At 39.7% G+C, this 637-nt stretch carries 1 protein-coding gene; it reads right to left on the bottom strand.

Annotation, left to right across the window (positions count from 1 at the left end):
* Window positions 1–155 precede the first annotated feature (155 nt).
* Window positions 156–637 (bottom strand): transposase (locus KI375_RS27020; RefSeq protein WP_212976442.1); only part of this gene is annotated, 482 nt, incomplete at its 5' end.

Here is a 637-nt window from a genome sequence, read left to right as displayed (position 1 = left end):
AGGAGCTGTCGCAAAATGCATGATATGCATTTGATGACAGCTCTTTTTTCTATGTTAGGATATTTCTTTTTGAGATTCACTATCTTATTGTTGGTGATAAAAAGAAATTGTTCGTTTTTTGGCGCACTTAAATAAGCTTCGCCTTCTAAAAATTTTTAAGCTGTCTTTAACGGATGATAATAAAGATCCAGGCGATCAGCTTGGATTTTCTTATGTATTTTATTGAGATTATAACCAAATGCCAGAATCAAAAGCTCGTTTCGTACATTGCCTGTTCCTCTCGTACGAAACTTCTTCAGTTGATAATCTTCTTTCAGTACGCCGAATGTTCCTTCCACCTGAATGGAACGATTCATACGGTACAGCGTGCCTGCTTCTGTTAGAATATTTTCTTGTGCTGTTTCTCGGTAAGCCAGAAACTCCTTAGCTACATGCAGTTGACGATTCCCTTTCGCTTTCGTACATTTTTCTTTGAGCGGGCAACCTGTACAATCTTCACATTCGTAGACAGTTACCTGAGATTGGTAGCCGGTTTGCGAGGTCCGCGTGTAGTTTCGGGTGACATACAGCTGCTGATTATTAGCGCAGGTATAGGTATCTGTGCTTTTGTCATAAGCCATGTTTTCGCGATATTTGA

It is taken from the genome of Bacillus sp. J14TS2 (assembly GCF_018333015.1).
Lineage (GTDB): Bacteria > Bacillota > Bacilli > Bacillales > Bacillaceae_C > Lederbergia.
This window is presented reverse-complemented; position numbering and strand designations above follow the sequence as displayed.